Consider the following 16,987-nt stretch of genomic DNA (forward strand, 5'->3'; position numbering starts at 1 on the left):
ATCATTTCAAAACGAAAGAGAAGCCCGAGGATTATTAAAAAACAGTCCCTAATGTGTCCGCTTTTTTTTGGAAATTTGATCTAAGATGAACATAAAGAGGGTGAATAAGAAGGACACCGTAATCATATCTATCAGAAATATATTAGGAGTATCTTTTATTAATAGCAGCCATACCACCTGCAAAACTAAAGAAATAGAAAAATAAGATATATATGTCATGATCCTCATATTTGTTACCCCCTTAGCCTAATTTCTCTTTTGTGATCTTATCCAAATTAGTGAAAAGGATATCCAATCCCGAAAATAAGAAAGTGATGAACAATGAAAGAAGCACTTCTCCACCTTGAAATATAGATATGTTCTCAATGATATGATTGGAAACGTATTGAATTGAGAAGTAAACAGCAGCCCATGCAAAAATGAATTCAAGGATATAGGCTGACCAAGCAGGCAATGTCAAAACATGAGTCATTCCTTTTACAATTGCCGTAAGGATAAGCATATAAACTAAAGCTAAAATACTGACGACGACAGAAAATATGTATAAGTCTGAAAGTGAACCATATATGATATATTCTCCGAAAAAATGATGTATTGTTACAGCTGCAAAACAAATAATCAGGCTGGGGACAGTCACAGCGAAGAACAGAGAGAATCCAATAAGTACGATGAATGCTGCATGAGCTAAGCGGTTTGGCGGTGTATCCACGATCTCTTTTTTTAATAGAATCATAAAAATAAGAGATGAAATCACAAGGCAGCATAAGAAAGTGAGCAAAACAGTAAAAAAGACAGTCATGTGACATCTCCAATGAAAAAGTGCTATTAGAGTGAATCTAACAGCACTTTGCATTTACTTCATACGTATTTTCCTGACGATCATTTATGAATGATTTTAAAATGCTTTCATTGCTAAAGTTGTCAAATGAGCGAGGTTTTTAGCCTGACTGTCAGAAAGTCCGGACTTTTTAAGTGAAAGATAAAGATTCTTTTCCACGTCAGTCCAGCTTAAGGCGACATACTCGTTCAGCATTTTCTTTAAAACCGGTTCTATGTGTTGATTGAAAACGGATTCGAGTTCATTTCTTATTTTCTTTCCTGCTAATTTTTCAACAAGATTGAATAATTTTGTTTTATTTTTCAGCACTTCTCTGATTACATCTTTGACTGGTTTTGACACAGATGCATCGCTTTGTGCTTTAAGTCCGTAGGAAAATTGCGTATCAGTCTGATAAAAAAATGATTTGGTCGTTCCAGTGGCATTGGCAGTATTATTATGATTTTCTTTAGCTAAGGATGCGGGGACAAAAGCAGTAGTTACAAGGGCTAAAGATGCGGCAAACAGAATGCCTTTAGCTGCGTGTCTAATGGGAAATCCTCCTTTAGAAATGTAGTGTAGAGAGAAATGAAAGTCTATGTATTTAGGCGGGACCGATATGATCCGCTTTGAACATTTCCCCTCTCAGATACCATTCTATCAATAGGTATTTTTGGGGTAAATAGGATTTTCATACAGTATTTTTCTTATAATTCAAAATCTTCTTTAGCAGGATTCATTTTGGCTGCAGTTTCGATGATGGGACATGGGCTGAAGCCTATATAACACATGTACAGGCTGATTGAGGCGGAATCACATTATCGGAGCGGTTTATAATTCAGGGTTAATGAATAAAAATAAACAGGCGGCATGCCTGTTTATTTTCGTTTGCGTGAAAGAGCGAAGAAAAACGGGAAGGCGGAGCCGGCCAATAACGTACCGAATAAAAACATGCCCCCGATGAACACATGATAGTTCACCCCGCCGATCCAAAGCCCCGTGATTAAGGAAACGATGCTTAATGCGATCATCAAAAAGCCGGGAATCAGACGTTTCTTACCCGTTGTCCGATAAGCAAAAAGAGAACAGAAGATGCCGATGACAATCGGCACAATCCACAGATAAAAAAGGATAAATACTGACATAAGCAAAACTCCGATTTTTCTTCTATCATACCAAAAACGCCCGGAAAAAGATACGAACGGCACCCGGCGCTAAAAGAAAAACCGGCCGCTATGGCCGGTTTTTTTCTAACGGAAGGAATCGTAGATCACAAACAGATTAAGCGCGATCACCAAAACCGCAATCAGCCAGGCGAGAGCCGTCACCCATTTTCGGTTCGTCAGGGCGCCCATCAGGCGTTTGTTGCTTGTAAACATAATCAGCGGCACGAGCGCAAAGGCGATGCCGAATGAAAGAACGACCTGGCTCCATACGAGCGCTTCTGTGGCGTTGACCCCCGAGATAATGATGATCATCGGCGGAATGATGGTAATGAAACGCCGCAAATAAAGCGGGATACGGTAACGGATGAAGCCCTGCATGATAATATCGCCTGACAATGTGCCGACAGAAGAGCTTGAAAGCCCTGCGGCCAGCAGCCCGATCCCGAAGAGAATGGCTGAAGCCGGCCCGATATAGTGGCCGAATTGCTGATAAGCCACGTCTAAATCTTCTACATACAGCCCGTTCTTGAAGAAAAGCGCGGCAGCGACGATGAGCATGCTTGCGTTAATCGCCCCGGCGATCACCATCGCGATGAGAATGTCAATCGTCTCGAATCTAAAAATCTTTTTCCGCTCACTATCCGTTTTTCCGACGACACGGCGCTGTGTCAGTGCGGAATGTAAGTAAATGGCATGCGGCATCACGGTTGCGCCGAGTATCCCGGTTGCCAAGAGCACACTGTCCATTCCGTCAATTTTCGGGATAAACAGCCCTTCGAGAACGGAGGCGGCGTCAGGTTTGGCAAAGAAGGTTTGCAGAGCGAAGGCGATCACCACGACAAACAGAAGTCCGGCGATGCCCGCTTCCAGCGCCCGGTAACCCCTGCGCTGCAGCTCTAAAATCGCGAATGATCCGATCGCCGCGATAATGGCCGCTTCAACCATCGGTATGCCGAACAGCAGGTTGAGCCCGAGCGCCGCCCCGATAAATTCTGCCAGATCAGTTGCCATAATTACCAGTTCACCCTGTATCCACAGCCCGGCGGATACCCATTTCGGGTACCGGTCTCTGGCGATTTCCGGAAGGTTTTTACCCGTGGCAATGCCGAGCTTCGCGGAAAGAACTTGAATTAAAAAAGCCATCAAGTTTGAAAAGAGGATGACCCACAGCAGCATATACCCATATTTCGAACCAGCTGAGATATTCGTAGCGAAGTTTCCCGGATCAATGTAGGCAATCGCCGCGATAAAGGCGGGGCCTAAAAAAGGCAGAAGCCGCTTGAATCCCTTGCTTTTGCCGTCAAGTGCATCCTGCACGGCTTTTGATTGCAGTGATTGTGCTGAGATGTCTTTGCTCATTATGTCTCACCTAAATTCCGATAGATTTTTAGCTAAATAACAAAAAGTTTCCTAGATGCAAATTATTTTATCTACATCATAAATCCGCTATTATGAGATGTCAAGTTCTTTATGTTCAATAAACCGGTACATTGATGCCCTGTTTTATCTATGATATGTATCCCGCCGAAGAAAGGTCCGAAAATGAAAACGGCATCGTTCCGGGAAAGAAGCGATGCCGTTCGCAAAGCGTGTTTCCGCGTCCGATCATGCGCGGATGCGTGGAGCGTTCTTTTAAAAAGGTGAAAAGAGGACACTTGCCCATATCACTTCACAACTTTCTGTCCGCCCAACTGATTTGAGAAAAAGACGCTGTATTTCCTCCGTTTTCCCGGGTAAATAGAATAATAATGTTTCTTTCCATTGGAAGATAAAACCTTTCTGTACCATTCAAATGACCTCCGGAAAAACTCCGGCCGCTCTGAATAAACGTTTGAATCAACGATATATCAGTGATTCCAGTCCAATAAACCGCTGTTATCTATCAATTAAAGAATCGGCATGGCCACTTGCGAAGAAAAGAAGTTGGAGCATTAGACTTATTTCAGTCTCCCGGGCAAAAAAGTATAATAACGTCAGGAAAGCTTTCCAGCCATATGATAAAAGAGGGGGAATTTTCCTGGTACGTCGTTTGTCGATCATTTCTTTAGCCATGATTTTTGCTGTTTCTTTATTCGCTTTTGGCGGCTCTGCATCAGCAGCAGCTTTCAAACCTAAAGCTGAACCGGACGTTTCCATTTTAGCCAGCGGGGGTACAGTCGGTATTTACGGTGCTAATATGCGCTCATGCTCTAAGGTCAGCTGTTCAACGATCACAACATTCTCAAGCGGTAAAAAAATTACAGGTTCTTGGGTAACCGGAGAATATGTTCAAGGCCACTACACTAATTCTAATAAATGGCTGAAAGTCACGTATGCAGGAGCGACAGGCTACGTTTCAGTCACCACACTATCTTATTATTACGGTTTATAATCAGAAAAACCCCGTTCTCTTGAGAGCGGGGTTTTTCCTTTATTCCGATTCAATTTCCGCGTTTCGTTTCATCATCGTGTTTCATCAGCTGATCGATTTCTTCCTTAGAAGCGTTTTTTTTCCACTCTTTCGCCTGACTTGTCGCAATGGGAATGGCCCGTCCTTCTTCATAACCCTCATCTATCATCGCATTCGCGATTTCGATCGCTTTTTTCTTCACAGGTTCCTCGAGATTCTTCAATGATTGCGGATAATCCTTCATAGACCAAGGCATGTCTATCACTCCTTTATGAAAAGTGTTTCCCGCCTGAAGAAAAAGAAAACCGCCTCATCAAAAAGAATGACAGCTATTTTTATGAGAGACCAGCAATTTCCGAATAAAATATAAAGGATAAAGAAGCAAGTACAGATTGAATGCCCACCACATAAGATCAAAATCACCGATAAATACCCAAAAGGCAATCGCTTGCAGGCCTGAACAAAAGGTCAGCACAAGTGATATTAATGCGAAAGGGCGCCATAACGCATGTTTCCGTTTATAAAGAAACAAGCTGTACAGCCCGGTTATCGAAATGAAAATATCTAAGGGAAAGAATGACCAGTTCCAGGCCATGATCATGGCGTTATCATAATCTTTAAACACCATGTTTTTTGGAATCCACTCAAAAAAAGTAACAATCCAATAAACGATAAATCCAATATCTGTAATGAGGAAGAGAACCTTTAACCCTTTCATCATCTGTTTCTGTCCGTATGAACGCTGATGCCGTTTGATGACGTTTCACTTTCAGAAATAAAGTTTAAGGAAACGACACCGATGATGATCAGAAGAACAGAGACAGCTTTTATGACAGAGAACTGTTCATGAAAGAAAAAAATTCCGATCATGGAAATCAGCACGATCCCCATTCCCGACCAGACCGCATATGCGATGGAGACACTTATATATTTCAAAGTCAAAGTAAGAAAACAAAGGCTGCCGATATAAAACAATAATAATAAAATACTTGGGACAAGTTTTGTAAATCCATTTGATAATTTCATGCTGACCGTACCCAATACTTCAAAAATGATCGCTAAACTTAAATAAATCCATTGCATTCAGCATTCTCCTTCAATCGTATTATTCAAAATTATACAATATATAGAATTTGAAGAAAATTAAACAATGGAATGTTTTCCGGATAAAAAGTCCGGCCGGGTGTAAAAAGAAAACGCCATAAAGGTATACTATGTAGAAAGAAATCAGAAAGGGCGTGCAGGACGGGTGACAGAAGAACGGACAGATCTGGAAAGACAACTGAGAGACATTCAAAAATGGGAAAAGGCGCAGCAGAGGGCGATGTTCTGGCAAACATTCACCCGCTTGCCGTTTCAGCTTTTGGACAAGCTGACACCGCAATTTATTCAGAGGAAAATCGGACTCATACTCGATGAAACGGGAACGTTTATTCAGTCAGGCGGACAGTACCTTACATCAGAAAAGCGCATCATGAAAAAGTTTCAAAAACGGCTGCCGCACGGTACATGTCAAACGCTTCACGACATCCGCAATGCGCCGCTTGCCGTCATGGACGAAATCGCAGAAGCCATAGCGCGTACAAGCGTAAAGGCCGCGACGGTGCAGGGAGCCGCAACGGGAGTCGGCGGCGTGTTTACGCTTGCGGCAGACATTCCGGCGATGCTCGGCCTGTCCTTAAAGACGCTGCAAGACATCGCGGTTGCTTACGGCTTTGATCCGAAAGACAAAAAAGAACGCGTGTTTATCGTCAAATTGCTTCAGCTTGCATCCAGTGACGTCATCGGAAAAAAAGCGATCCTGCAAGATTTACGGCAATATGATCAAAACGACCAAACCTATCAGCGCGTCGCCTCGCAAATCCAAGGCTGGCGGGAAGTCGTTTACAGCTACCGCGATACGTTCGCCGCGAAAAAACTGCTGCAAATGGTTCCGGCCGCAGGCATCATCTTCGGCGCGTCCGCCAACCGTTCAGCTTTAGAAAGCATCGCGGAAACAGGCATCATGCTTTATAAAAAACGCCGGATTCTAAAACGCATGAACGATACAGAATGATAAAAAACCACCCGCAAACACATTCAATGTGTTTTCTTTGTTTAGCAGTTCTGAAATCGGGAAACCAACAACCAACACCAATTAAAGGAGGAATTCAAAAATGGCACAAGATAATAACAAAATGAGCAGAGAAGAAGCAGGTAAAAAAGGCGGAGAAGCTACAAGCAATAACCATGACAAAGAATTCTATCAGGAAATTGGTCAAAAAGGCGGAGAAGCCACAAGCAAAAATCACGACAAAGAATTCTATCAGGAAATCGGTGAAAAAGGCGGAGAAGCCACAAGCAAAAATCACGACAAAGAATTCTATCAGGAAATCGGTGAAAAAGGCGGAGAAGCCACAAGCAATAACCATGACAAGGAATTCTATCAGGAAATCGGCCAAAAAGGCGGAGAAGCTACAAGCAAAAATCATGACAAAGATTTTTATAAGGAAATCGGCCAAAAAGGCGGAAACAGACGAAGCAGCTAATAAAAGCATAAAAGGCAGACAACCTGCAGATCAAAAGCGATCCGGCACATCAGCTGGATCGCTTTTTATTTTGGGAAAATCTTGATCTGAGCCGCCGTTACGATACAATAAAATGAAAAAGGGGTTTTTCACTCGTGTCTGACATGCTGAATTTGCTCGCTATCGCCAATAAAGTCAAAGAAAAACACGCCAATTTTTCAATCGCGGAGATCAATGACCACTGTGTGCGCCTCGCAGTATTTACGGGAGAATATGACTGGCACCATCACCCTGACTCAGATGAATGGTTCATCGTTCTGGAAGGTGAGCTGCTGATCGATTTTAAGGACAAAGAAACCGCAGTGCTCAAAGCAAATGACAGCCTGCTCATCCCGAAAGGCACGATTCACCGCACCCGCTCTTACGTCAGAACCGTGAATCTCTGTGTCGAGCATACGCATGCGAAAACAGTCATCACAGAGGAACGGTCATGCTGATCAAAAAGATTGTATGTGAAACAGACGCTGCAAACGCTGAAGCATTTGGGCAAGCACAGTCAAGGTGGAGAGCATTATCATGTGTAAATGGCTTCGTCAAACAGGCCGGCGGCTGGCGGAAAAACGCAGACGGCCTGTTCATCGCAGAGATCATCAGTGTTTGGGAGAACAGACAGGCCTATGATGATTTTATGGAGAACGAACATGACCGCATATACGAAGAAAACGAGCAGAAGGCTCAATTCTTTCAATAGAAGTGATGCTGTACGAGGGGGATGAACCTGTCATTCACGAGCTGTTACATCACCCGGACATCCGATACGAACCGGACTGGACAGTTGTGCGCAAATAAAAAAAGCCCCTTTAGAGGCTTTTTTATTTTCGTCCGGGAAGCGTGTTGTGGACATACGGCGGGACGGGGTCCAGCTTAGCTATTTCGCCGTGCGCTTTCGGTTCCTTTTCGTATTCAAATGGTTCTCCGTCCGGCGCTGTTTCCTTCAGCCAATTTTGTTCAGCGCTTTCTGCTCCATCTGAGAAATGAATAAGCTTATGGGAGAATGACTGTTTTTCCAGCGCCTTCGGGAATGTGGAAGGAACGATCGGACCTTCCTGTTCTTCTAATTCTTTAATGGCCGCAAGCCATTGGTTTTGATGCATGGTATCGCGGGCCAATAAAAAGCTGAGCATATCTTTCACGCCTTTATCATCGGTCATTTCATACAGGCGTGCGACTTGAAGCCTTCCTTGTGATTCGGCGTTCAGATTGGCGCGGAAGTCTGCCAGAAGGTTTCCGCTTGCGACGATATAGCCTGCGCTCCACGGAACGCCCGTGCTGCTCTCCGGCATTGCCCCGAGTCCTGAGACAATTGCATGATGCGGATTCATCCCGCCTAAAATGGACCCGATGACCGGATCATCAGCCGCTTTTTCCTGCTCTGCCAGCGGGGCGTCTTCTAACAGTCTCGCAATCATCGTCGCGATCATTTCGACATGGCCGATTTCTTCCGTCGCGGTATCCATCAGAAGATCCTTATATTTTTCATTGCCCCGTGTATTCCATCCTTGGAACAAATATTGCATGGCGACGGATATTTCCCCGTATTGTCCCCCTAAAATTTCCTGCATCTTTTTTGCGAACAGCGGATCAGGACGATCCGGTTTAGCCGGATGCTGCAGTTTTTTCGTATGTGTAAACATGTCTCCATCTCCTTTTTTGATCTGTCCCTATTTACTTCCCCGGCGGGAAAAGGGATGAAACGGAGATGGGCGTATTGGTCCTGCTAAGGCTCGCGGCGCAAGGATAACAAATCCTGCACAAGCCCGCGGCCGATCACCTGTTCATATTGTCCGTAAATCGGGTCGAGGCGTTTCATCCATGTGTTCTTTTCCGCTTTGCTCAGCACATGAATATGAATGGATGAATTCTTCTTTATCTCTTCAAGCTGGTCTTTATTCATTTTCTCAGCGGAGGCTTCGTTCCATTCCGTCGTTTCTCTCATCGCCTCCGTTAAGATGGTTTTCGTTTTTTCTGTCTGCGAATTCCAGAAATGCTCGTCGGTCATCACGGCATAACCGAGGTACCCGTGATTGCTGATTGTCAAATAATCTTGAACATTATAAAATTTTTTAGAATAGATATTTGAAATCGTATTTTCTTCTCCGTCTACGAGATTGCTTTCCAAGAGCTGAAACGTGGAATTAAAGGAATCCTGCCGCGGGTGCGCGCCGAGCAGACGGTACTGGTCTTCGATCACGCTGCTCGGCATGATCCTGAGCGCCTGTCCTTTCAAATCGTCCGGAGTGAAGATCGGCCCTTTATTTGACGTGAGCTGCTTAAACCCGTTCGTCCAGTACGCCAGTCCTTTCAAATGATGCTTTTCTAATGAAGCGAACAGGCGTGTGCCGATTTTGCCGTTGAGGCCTTCTTGCACGGCTTTATAGTTTGTAAACGCGTACGGCAGATCCAAAACACCCCATTCGGGAGACAGTGATCCGAGCTTTGAGGTGGAGGGAGCGATGAATTGCACGTCCCCGTTTTGGAGGGCGTTTATTTCTTCATTATCTGAATAGAGGCTCCCGTTTGGAAACACCTCTACTTTAATGGTGCCGCCGGACTTTTGATAGACAAGGTCCGCAAACTTATTCGCCGCCCGCCCTTTAGGCGTGTTCTCAGCAACGACATGGCTGAATTTGAAAACGATTTGATCTTTCAGGCCTTCCTGTTCGTCATCATAATACGGTTCTTCCGTTGAGAAACGATCATGAAAGCCGATGAATAAAGCGGTTCCGATACCGAGTACCATCAGGCTGAGACAAGTCAGCAAGCTTTTCATCGAAAACCCCCTCCGCCATTTTCTATAACAAGCATAATCGGGCGGGCCGTTTTCGTAAAGAGACGGAAAGGAAGAGGCCAATGACGAAAAAAAAGCTCACCATCCGCTGGAAAATCACCATACTTTCGTATATCGTCGTGCTTTTTACCTTTTTGATCGTCGGCATCGTGCTGATCGGCAATATTCAGCATACAGAGGAGCGCGAGCTGAAAAAACGGCTGATGAATACCGCGCGGACGGTATCTGAGATGACCGATGTCAAACGCGCCCTAGAGCAGAAAAAACAAAGGGAAGACGTGCGCCATGCGGTCGAAGAAATAAGGATCATCAATGAAGCGGACTACATCGTCGTTATGGATATGGATCATATTCGCTATTCACATCCCGTCAGCACAATGATCGGAAAGCGTTCAAGGGGTGAGGACGAAGCCGCGGCGTTCGCCGAGCACATTTATTTTTCCGAAGCAAAGGGAGAGATCGGCACCGCCGTCCGCGCTTTTTATCCCATCAAAGACCGGGATTTGAATCAGATCGGCGTCGTTCTGGCCGGTAAAACGCTGCCCGGATTCGGTGAAATTCTTCTTCAGCTGAAACATGAAATACTGTTTATCGTTCTGCTGGCGCTCGGGTTCGGACTGGCCGGCTCCTTTTTGCTGGCCCGCCACATCAAAAAACAAATGTTTTGGCTGGAGCCCCATGAGATCGTGAGAATGTATGAGGAACGGACCGCTACGTTTCATTCGATGAATGAGGGCGTCATCGCGATCGATAATCAGCATCACATCACCATTTTTAATGAAAAAGCGAAGCAGATATTCAATGTCAGACAAGAGACCGATGGCAGGCTGATCTGGGACGTGTTAAAAGATTCGCGGCTCCCTGAGATCGTCGAGCGGAACCGAGCCGTATATAATGAAGAAATCCAAGTCAGCGGAAAGGTGATCATGAGCAGCAGAATTCCGATCGTCATGAAAAAGAAGGTCATCGGAGCCGTCGCCATTTTTCAGGACAGGACGGAAGCGGCGAAAATGGCGGAAGAACTGACAGGCGTGAAAAATTTTGTCGATGCGCTCAGAGTCCAAAATCATGAACATATGAACAAGCTTCACACCATCGCGGGACTCATTCAGCTCGGAAAATCAGAAAAAGCGCTCCAGCTTGCTTTTAAGGAATCATCAGAACAAGAAAGCGTCACCGATTTTCTTCATCAGGCCATTCAGAATGACGCTGCGGCGGGGCTGCTGTTAAGCAAAATCAAAAGAGGAAAAGAGCTTGGCATTTCTGTGAAAATTGATGAAAACAGCAGTTTCTCGGCATTTCCGGAGCATGTCGACCAGCATGACATTGTCGTCCTGCTCGGCAATTTAATTGAAAATGCGTTCGGCGCATTCGAAACAGCGGACACGGAGGACAAACATATTGACATCAGTATCGAGCAAAATGATGAAGTGCTTGCTATATTAATAGAAGACAACGGAAGCGGGATTTCCGATCAGCACATCCCGCGCCTTTATGACAAAGGGTTTACCGTCAATAAAACGGGAGGAACGGGATACGGCTTGTACCTCGTCAAACAAATCGTCGACAAAGGGATGGGCGTTATTGAAGTCGACACACGGCAGGGACAGGGAACGGCATTTTCTATTTTATTTCCGATGAAGGGGGAGGAATCATTCGATGGACATCAAGGTGCTGCTTATTGAAGATGATCCGATGGTGCAGGAGGTGAATAAAGAATTTATCACCGGTGTTTCGGGGTTCAGCGTCATCGCCACAGCCGCTGACGGAGACGAGGGAATCAGGCTTATTAAAGATCTGCGGCCCGGGCTCGTGGTATTAGACGTATATATGCCGAAAAAAGACGGAATTAAAACGCTCCAGGAAATCAGAAAACAAAAGCTCGAAGTGGACGTCATCATTGTCTCGGCCGCAAAAGACAAAGAAACAATCCAGCTTATGCTGCAAAACGGTGCGGCCGACTATATTTTGAAGCCGTTTAAGCTGGAGCGGATGAGACAGGCGCTCGAAAACTATAAACAATATAAGCGGAAAATTGAAGAGCATGACACCATGTCGCAAGAGCAGCTTGACATGCTGCTTAAAATTCCGCAAAATCCGTCCCGGGATCTGCCGAAGGGGTTAAATCATTTTACGATGAATGAAATTTTGACCTATATGAAACAGCAGACGGAGCCGCTTTCAGCTGAAGAAGCCGCCAAAGCGCTCGGAATCGCCAGAGTGACGGCGCGGCGTTATCTTGATTTTCTTGAGAAGGACGGCCAGATTAAGCTCGACATTCAATACGGGGGAGTGGGCCGGCCGGTTAACCGCTACAAATTCGTCCGCTAGCCGAGACCAAAAAGACCAAAATGTCCGTTATGATCATAAGCTTCCCCTCTTTGTTTGAAAACGCTATCATTTTCATATAGACGCAGCGAGAGGCAAGGGGGAGTAGGGATGAAAATTTTCAAAAATCTTACGGTGCAGGTCATCACGGCGGTTATCATCGGCGTCATTGTCGGACTCGTATGGCCTGAGGCCGGGAAGCAGATGAAGCCGCTCGGCGATACATTTATCAATGCGGTAAAAATGATTATCGCACCGATCATATTCCTGACGATCGTGCTTGGCATCGCCAAGATGGGAGACATGAAAAAAGTCGGCAAAGTCGGGGGAAAAGCATTTATTTATTTTGAAGTCGTGACCACCATTGCCCTTATTATCGGACTTCTGGTCGTCAATATCATGAAACCCGGTGAGGGCCTTGATTACAGCAAGCTTGAAAAAGGGGATGTCTCTCAGTACACCCAAAACGGGGGACAGGGGATTGACTGGATTGAATTTATCACTCACATCGTTCCGTCAAATATGGTTGACGCTTTCGCAAAAGGCGACATTCTTCAGGTCTTATTCTTTTCTGTTTTATTCGGTGTCGGCCTGGCGGCGCTCGGTGAAAGAGGCAAAAGCATTATTGATTTCTTCGATAAACTGTCGCACGTTTTTTTCAAAATCATCGGCTACATCATGCGCGCGGCGCCGATCGGCGCATTCGGGGCCATGGCCTATACGATCGGTCACTTCGGCCTTGATTCCATCAAGCCGCTGGCGAGTCTGATGCTGTCTGTATACGTTACGATGTTCCTGTTTGTATTTGTCGCTTTGAATATCATTTGCAAACTATTCGGTTTCAGCTTGTGGAACTATCTCCGTTTTATTAAAGATGAACTGCTCATCGTTCTCGGCACAAGTTCTTCTGAGTCCGTCCTTCCGCGGATGATGGATAAAATGGAGCGTTACGGCTGTTCCAAATCGGTTGTCGGCCTTGTCATTCCGACGGGATATTCTTTTAACCTGGACGGCACCTCGATTTATCTGTCCATGGCGACGGTTTTTCTGGCGCAGGTATTCGGCGTTGACCTTACCATCGGCCAGCAGGTTACGATCATTCTCGTGCTGATGCTGACATCAAAAGGCGCGGCGGGCGTAACCGGAAGCGGATTTATCGTGCTCGCCTCCACTTTATCGGCGCTTCAGGTTATTCCGCTGGAGGGACTGGCGCTGCTCCTCGGCGTTGACCGCTTTATGAGTGAAGGAAGGGCGATCGTCAACCTGATCGGAAACGGAATCGCCACCATCATCGTAGCCAAGAGCGAAAATGAGTTTGACGAAGCGAAAAGCACACAGGCCGTAAAAGAAATGAAAACGGCGGTATAAAAGGAAAGGAACGGCATGCATCCGGCATGCCGTTCTTTTTTTCGGCTGCCATGAGTAAAAAAGATAAATTTGTTTAAATTTATTAGGAGGTGGACAAAGACCTTAGCGTCATTTTGTTATATAATTTACAATTAGAGAGTGAAAGATGAAATCTAAGGGCTTTTTGTCCTAGCAGGAGTGTATAAATGGCGGCTATTTTTAAATTTTTTCAGCATCCGGGTGTCAGACGTTTTTCCGTTTTTCTTGTTTTGACTGGGGTGTTAGTTGTATTCCGAAGTATGATTAATTTGATTTTGCTTACGTTTATTTTTACTTTTCTGATGGATCGGCTGGAGACTGTCATCCGGCACGTGTTGAACCATTTTTTCCGGATCAGCCAGAGGGTGGTCATCACCATTTTATATATTGCGCTGGCTGTCGGGGCGACTGTCGGAGGCTTTGTCTTTTACCCGATTGTTGCCAAGCAGATTGAACAGCTGATTAAGCAGATCAAGCACATCGCGTATCATCCCGATGTCATTCCGTTTTATGATGAGATATCGAGCGTGTTCGGCGATATCAATATCGGTTCCTATGTAAAAGAAGGTTTTAATGTACTGTATACATACTTGGCCGATATCAGCACTTTCGGTTTGCAGGTCGTGATGTCACTGATTCTCAGCATGTTTTTCCTGTTCGAGAAAAAGCGGCTCACGGAGTTTATGAAAAAATTTCAGCACAGCAAGCTGTCTGTTTTTTACTACGAACTTGCTTATTTCGGCAGCAAATTTGCGAGAACATTCGGCAAAGTGCTTGAAGCCCAATTTATTATCGCGCTGGTGAACTGTATCCTCACCTTGATCGCATTGGCCATTCTGCATTTTCCGCAGCTGTTCGGCCTGTCCATCATGGTCTTTTTCCTCGGGCTTATTCCCGTTGCGGGTGTGGTGATTTCGCTCATTCCGCTCAGCATCATCGCGTATACGACGGGCGGCGCAGCGTATGTCATCTACATCGTGCTGGTCATTTTCGTCATCCATGCGATTGAGACGTACTTCCTTAATCCGAAACTGATGTCAGCGAAAACGGAACTGCCGATCTTTTTTACCTTTACGGTTCTGATTTTCTCGGAACATTTCTTCGGCATTTGGGGCTTGATTATCGGAATTCCGATTTTTGTGTTCCTGCTTGATATTCTGGATGTCGTCAATAATGAAGAGAAGGAAAAAAACGGACCGGCTCCTGATAAGACATAACGTCGGCTCCGGCTCTTCACGAATATATGACTAATGTTATAATGCAGACAGTGCCTATGTACGGGCACTGTTTATTTTTTGTGAAAAAGGAGGAAGGCTGTATGACTGAGCCGATTTTACATATTGAAGGCCTTGACAAAACAATAGGCAAAAAGCACATTTTAAAAAACATCAGCATGGATGTCAGGCAGGGCGAGATCATCGGTTTGCTCGGTCCGAACGGGTCGGGAAAAACCACACTTATCCGAATCATCGTCGGTCTTTTAAAGAAAAACAGCGGCACGATTACAATTAACGGCTTTCAGCACGATGCTGATTTCGAAAAAGCGCTTGAATCCGTCGGAGCGATCGTGGAAAATCCTGAATTCTACCCGTACCTGACGGGGTGGGAAAATCTGAAGCACTTTGCCAACATGCACAAAAACATCAAAGAGGACAGGCTTCAGGAAGTCATCGAGCGGGTCGGGCTCACAAATGCCGTTCATGACAAAGTTAAAACGTATTCCCTTGGTATGCGTCAGCGTCTCGGGATTGCACAGGCCATTCTTCACCGTCCGAATCTGCTCATTTTAGATGAACCGACAAACGGGCTTGATCCCGGCGGAATGAAGGATTTCCGCGATCACTTAAAGGAACTCGCGGAGCTTGAAGGGACGAGCATCCTTTTTGCGACGCATTTATTGCGTGAAGTGGAGGACCTTTGCGACCGTGTCATCATCATTCAAAAAGGTGAGATCAAAACAGAGGTTGTTCTGCGCGGCGCTGAGGAAAAAGAAGAAAAAGCCGTCCTCGACATTCAGCCGGCTGACGAAGCATTTGAATGGCTGTCCCAACAGCAATTTGCTCCGGAGAAAAACGGCGGGGGCATTACCGTCACCGTAGCGAAGAAGGACATCCCGGCATTAAACCGTGCGCTCGTCGGACAAGACTTCCTCGTGTATTCCATCATGCCGTATGCGGAATCGCTGGAGGATGAATTCATGAAAGTGACGACGGCGCTTCAAGAGGAGGGGGAGACGAATGTTTAAATTGACAGCGAATGAGCATATGAAACTCTTTAACCGAAAAGTCTCATTGGTGGCGCTGATTCTGATGGCCGTTCTCCAATTTATTATGGCGCTTGTCATTAAACGGCTTGTCATCAGTTCCGGAACGGATGAGAATTTCATCGGCTATATGGCGTACGCGCCCGGGCTGAATATTCTGCTTGAGGCGTTAACAATCGTGATCGCGGCAACGATCATTTCCGCTGAATTTGATAAGAAAACGATCAAATTTTTGTTAATCCGCCCGGTAAAGCGGGAGCGGATTTTTGTATCTAAACTCATTACCGTATTTTTGGTCAGCTTGTACCTGTATGCGGCGTACTATATTCTGTCTCTGCTGTTCGGCATGGCTTTCTTCGGCGTGTCGGTGACATCTGAATCAGGGACGCTTCTGATGAACACCCTGAAAGTAATCGGCACGAACTGGGTCGAGGCGTTTGCGATGGCATGCTTTGGCTTGTTGTGTTCTTCTGTATTCCGAAACAGCGCAACGGCCGTCATTTTGTCATTTATCGTGCTGTACGGCGCAAAATCACTCGTGACGATTATGTCGCTCTTCCAAAACAAATGGGGAAGTTTTCTGCTGTTCGCAAATACTGACCTGACGCAATATATGAGCGGGGCGAAACCGCTGTTTGCGGGAATGACGCCGTTATTTTCCGCAGGCATTATCATTATCCATATCGTATTCTTCTTAGCCGTCGCTTGGTGGAGCTTTTGCAAACGCGATGTTCGGGTATAAAGTAAAGGAATGACACTTTTGTGAAAAAGATCACGATAAATCAATAATTTATGCTATTTTGATTTATAATAAAGGTAATGACGGAGGTGCTCACTTGAGAAATTTTATTACCGCATTACCGATTGTGTTATTGCTTGGTTTTTCCTTTGTGTCATTCATGTTCCAATTCGAACATCTTGTTTATTTCAGGCTTGCGCTGGGTTTGTTTTCTACAGTGGGGCTGTTTCTCTTATATAAAATGAAGTCGGGATTCCGTTATTTCATCATCTACCTGTATGCAAGCTGGATCGTGCTTGCGGCGGTTACCGCGTTTGAAGAGCCGATTTTTTCAAGCTTTTTCTTTGGCGGGCTTGTGATGACGATGGGTTATCTCACATATATGCTGATTTATCTCGGGCTCAAGCAGGACCGCGGCCCGGAAGCAGTCTGAACGCGCTATTCCATGGAATAGCGTGTTTTTTTGTACAGCCTCACAGTTGCGAAACGAGACTTGAATCTCTATAATACTTATTAACTTTATCGGAATTATAATGGGGGGATT

General features: G+C 45.3%; 19 protein-coding genes and 2 pseudogenes. 12 read left to right on the forward strand and 9 right to left on the reverse strand.

Annotated features, from left to right (window positions below):
• Positions 1-241: 241 nt before the first annotated feature.
• The 4 genes from NYE38_RS02245 to NYE38_RS02260 all read right to left on the reverse strand — a co-directional run bounded on the left by NYE38_RS02245 (position 242) and on the right by NYE38_RS02260 (position 3,345).
• Positions 242-799, reverse strand: a complete 558-nt coding sequence (locus NYE38_RS02245; protein ID WP_106068005.1) for a hypothetical protein — start codon at positions 797-799, stop codon at positions 242-244.
• A 96-nt stretch (positions 800-895) separates the two neighbouring features.
• Positions 896-1,180, reverse strand: coding sequence for a hypothetical protein (locus NYE38_RS02250; protein ID WP_014720743.1), 285 nt, complete (start codon positions 1,178-1,180; stop codon positions 896-898).
• A 515-nt stretch (positions 1,181-1,695) separates the two neighbouring features.
• Positions 1,696-1,962 carry a hypothetical protein gene (locus tag NYE38_RS02255; protein ID WP_014416946.1) on the reverse strand — a complete coding sequence of 89 codons (267 nt, stop codon included), beginning with the start codon at positions 1,960-1,962 and terminating at the stop codon, positions 1,696-1,698.
• Between the two features lie 105 nt (positions 1,963-2,067).
• Positions 2,068-3,345, reverse strand: coding sequence for an Nramp family divalent metal transporter (locus NYE38_RS02260; RefSeq protein ID WP_088056325.1), 1,278 nt, complete (start codon positions 3,343-3,345; stop codon positions 2,068-2,070).
• A gap of 655 nt (positions 3,346-4,000) precedes the next feature.
• On the opposite strand from NYE38_RS02260, the gene NYE38_RS02265 reads away from it, so the two are divergent.
• Positions 4,001-4,354 (forward strand): hypothetical protein, encoded by a 354-nt coding sequence (locus tag NYE38_RS02265; RefSeq protein ID WP_007410203.1) that lies wholly within the window; start codon positions 4,001-4,003, stop codon positions 4,352-4,354.
• A 58-nt stretch (positions 4,355-4,412) separates the two neighbouring features.
• Here NYE38_RS02265 and NYE38_RS02270 read toward each other — a convergent pair.
• The 3 genes and pseudogenes from NYE38_RS02270 to NYE38_RS02280 form a co-directional block, all read right to left on the reverse strand.
• Positions 4,413-4,628: pseudogene (locus tag NYE38_RS02270) on the reverse strand (DUF2188 domain-containing protein); the annotation flags it as partial.
• A gap of 57 nt (positions 4,629-4,685) precedes the next feature.
• A complete protein-coding gene (locus NYE38_RS02275; RefSeq protein WP_014720748.1) occupies positions 4,686-5,093 on the reverse strand; it encodes a DUF5360 family protein in 408 nt (135 codons plus the stop codon).
• Entirely contained in the window at positions 5,090-5,455 is a 366-nt protein-coding gene (locus NYE38_RS02280; protein ID WP_017419236.1) for a multidrug efflux SMR transporter, read from the reverse strand. Before NYE38_RS02280 ends, NYE38_RS02275 begins: the two co-directional genes overlap by 4 nt.
• Before the next feature lie 166 nt (positions 5,456-5,621).
• Here NYE38_RS02280 and NYE38_RS02285 point away from each other — a divergent pair, with 166 nt between their 5' ends.
• From NYE38_RS02285 to NYE38_RS02300, 4 genes and pseudogenes are all read left to right on the forward strand, one after another.
• The gene (locus tag NYE38_RS02285; protein WP_003156231.1) at positions 5,622-6,428 is read left to right on the forward strand and encodes an EcsC family protein; all 807 of its coding nucleotides are present in this window, start codon (positions 5,622-5,624) and stop codon (positions 6,426-6,428) included.
• Positions 6,429-6,528: 100 nt separating this feature from the next.
• A complete protein-coding gene (gsiB, locus tag NYE38_RS02290) occupies positions 6,529-6,900 on the forward strand; it encodes a glucose starvation-inducible protein GsiB (protein WP_012116853.1) in 372 nt (123 codons plus the stop codon).
• A 134-nt stretch (positions 6,901-7,034) separates the two neighbouring features.
• A complete protein-coding gene (locus NYE38_RS02295) occupies positions 7,035-7,376 on the forward strand; it encodes a cupin domain-containing protein (protein WP_039252672.1) in 342 nt (113 codons plus the stop codon).
• Positions 7,370-7,728 (forward strand): annotated as a pseudogene (locus tag NYE38_RS02300) (YdbC family protein). The gene NYE38_RS02295 and the pseudogene NYE38_RS02300 overlap by 7 nt, the downstream one beginning before the upstream one ends.
• A 23-nt stretch (positions 7,729-7,751) precedes the next feature.
• On the opposite strand, the gene NYE38_RS02305 reads toward NYE38_RS02300, so the two are convergent.
• Entirely contained in the window at positions 7,752-8,573 is an 822-nt protein-coding gene (locus tag NYE38_RS02305; protein WP_003156225.1) for a manganese catalase family protein, read from the reverse strand.
• Between the two features lie 83 nt (positions 8,574-8,656).
• The gene (locus NYE38_RS02310) at positions 8,657-9,709 is read right to left on the reverse strand and encodes a TRAP transporter substrate-binding protein (RefSeq protein ID WP_017419232.1); all 1,053 of its coding nucleotides are present in this window, start codon (positions 9,707-9,709) and stop codon (positions 8,657-8,659) included.
• 80 nt (positions 9,710-9,789) lie between these two features.
• Here NYE38_RS02310 and NYE38_RS02315 point away from each other — a divergent pair, with 80 nt between their 5' ends.
• From NYE38_RS02315 to NYE38_RS02345, 7 genes are all read left to right on the forward strand, one after another.
• Positions 9,790-11,412, forward strand: a complete 1,623-nt coding sequence (locus tag NYE38_RS02315) for a sensor histidine kinase (RefSeq protein WP_014416956.1) — start codon at positions 9,790-9,792, stop codon at positions 11,410-11,412.
• Entirely contained in the window at positions 11,387-12,058 is a 672-nt protein-coding gene (locus tag NYE38_RS02320) for a response regulator (RefSeq protein ID WP_003156219.1), read from the forward strand. The genes NYE38_RS02315 and NYE38_RS02320 overlap by 26 nt, the downstream gene beginning before the upstream one ends.
• Positions 12,059-12,166: 108 nt before the next feature.
• Positions 12,167-13,423: a C4-dicarboxylate transporter DctP gene (dctP, locus tag NYE38_RS02325; protein ID WP_012116859.1), complete on the forward strand. Its 1,257-nt coding sequence runs from the start codon at positions 12,167-12,169 to the stop codon at positions 13,421-13,423.
• A gap of 185 nt (positions 13,424-13,608) precedes the next feature.
• Positions 13,609-14,658, forward strand: coding sequence for an AI-2E family transporter (locus NYE38_RS02330; RefSeq protein ID WP_340801307.1), 1,050 nt, complete (start codon positions 13,609-13,611; stop codon positions 14,656-14,658).
• 101 nt (positions 14,659-14,759) lie between these two features.
• Positions 14,760-15,686 carry an ABC transporter ATP-binding protein gene (locus NYE38_RS02335; protein ID WP_012116860.1) on the forward strand — a complete coding sequence of 309 codons (927 nt, stop codon included), beginning with the start codon at positions 14,760-14,762 and terminating at the stop codon, positions 15,684-15,686.
• On the forward strand, positions 15,679-16,446 hold the full coding sequence (locus NYE38_RS02340; RefSeq protein WP_007410217.1) for an ABC transporter permease: 768 nt from the start codon (positions 15,679-15,681) through the stop codon (positions 16,444-16,446). Before NYE38_RS02335 ends, NYE38_RS02340 begins: the two co-directional genes overlap by 8 nt.
• A 94-nt stretch (positions 16,447-16,540) precedes the next feature.
• Positions 16,541-16,876, forward strand: a complete 336-nt coding sequence (locus tag NYE38_RS02345) for a hypothetical protein (RefSeq protein ID WP_007410218.1) — start codon at positions 16,541-16,543, stop codon at positions 16,874-16,876.
• The last annotated feature ends 111 nt before the right edge of the window (positions 16,877-16,987 follow it).

Origin of the sequence: Bacillus sp. EU63 (genome assembly GCF_038592915.1) — a bacterium.
GTDB classification, from domain to species: Bacteria; Bacillota; Bacilli; order Bacillales; family Bacillaceae; genus Bacillus; species Bacillus velezensis.